The 1379-nt window shown below is 71.8% G+C and carries 1 protein-coding gene; it reads left to right on the top strand.

The features are described from left to right. On the top strand, positions 1-1379 hold a 1379-nt coding region (locus KXR53_RS35460; protein ID WP_437380325.1), incomplete at both ends, for an amino acid adenylation domain-containing protein.

Genomic DNA, 1379 nt, shown 5'->3' with positions numbered 1-1379 from the left:
GGGCCAACCGGCTGGCCCATCACCTGATCGCGCGCGGCGCCGGGCCGGAGACGATCGTCGGGCTGTGCCTGGAGCGCTCGCCGGCGATGGTGGTGGCGCTGCTCGCCATCCTCAAGTCCGGGGCCGCCTACCTGCCGCTCGACCCGGACTACCCTGCAGAGCGCCTCGCCTTCATGGTCGCCGACGCCGCCCCCTTGTGCGTCATCACCACCACCGCGCTCGCCGCCCGGCTGCCCGCGGCCGCGCCGCGGCTCGCGCTCGACGACCCCGGCYTGGCCGCCGAGCTCGCCGCCCGGCCCGCCACCGCCCCCGCCGATGCCGACCGCACCGCCCCGCTCGACCCCCGCCACCCCGCCTATCTCATCTACACCTCAGGCTCCACCGGGACGCCAAAGGGTGTCCTTGGCCTGCATGCCGGCATGGTCAATCGTCTGCGGTGGGTCGGTGAGCTTCACTCCTATGGAGAGGGCCCCGCACTGGCCAAGAGCTCTTCGAGCTTCATCGATGGCTCGACGGAGCTCCTGGGCCCTCTTCTGCACGGCGCCACAATCGTTCTCGCGACCTCCGCCGCAACCAGGAGTCCGGCCGAGATGGCGCGCTTGATCGAGCGCCATTCAATCGGCTGCATCACCCTGGTGCCCAGCCTGCTGGCACCTCTCCTCGAACAGGGCGAGCCGCAGCGGTTCGCCTCGTGCCGACTGTGGATCACCAGCGGCGAAGCGCTCTCGCAATCCCATGTGACATGCCTGAAGACGGCCTGCCCCGATGCGCGACTTCTCAACTTCTACGGTGCTTCGGAAGCGGCCGGCGACAGCGTCTTTGCGGAGTGCGGCTTGTCCGGAGGGAGCACGCATGGACTGGTGCCGATCGGTTCGCCGATCTGGAACACGCGGGCGTATGTGCTTGATGCTGCGCTTCGTCCGGTGCCGGCGGGGGTGGTGGGGGAGCTGTACATTGCGGGAGCGGGTCTGGCGCGGGGATACCACGGGCGGCCGGGGCTGACGGCGGAGCGGTTCGTGGCCGATCCGTTCGGGCTCCCGGGGAGCCGGATGTACCGCACGGGCGACCTCGCCTGCTGGCGGTCCGATGGGGTCCTGGAGTTCCGCGGCCGGGCCGATCATCAGGTCAAGATCCGCGGCTTCCGGATCGAGCCGGGCGAGGTCGAAGCGGCGTTGCTGGCCGATCCGGCGGTGGCGCAGGCGGCGGTGGTGGCGCGCGAGGACCGGCCGGGGCAGAAGCAGCTGGTCGGCTATGTCGTGGCCCGGGCCGGGGCGGCGGTCGAGCCGCAGGCGCTGCGCCGGATGGTGGCCGAGCGGCTGCCGGATCACATGGTGCCGGCGGCGGTGGTGGTGCTGGCGGCGCTGCCGCTGACCCCGAAC

Origin of the sequence: Inquilinus limosus, from assembly GCF_051487185.1 — a bacterium.
Taxonomy (GTDB): domain Bacteria; phylum Pseudomonadota; class Alphaproteobacteria; order DSM-16000; family Inquilinaceae; genus Inquilinus; species Inquilinus limosus_F.
The sequence above is the reverse complement of the archived record's forward strand: the minus strand, read 5'-3'. Positions and strand labels throughout refer to the sequence as shown.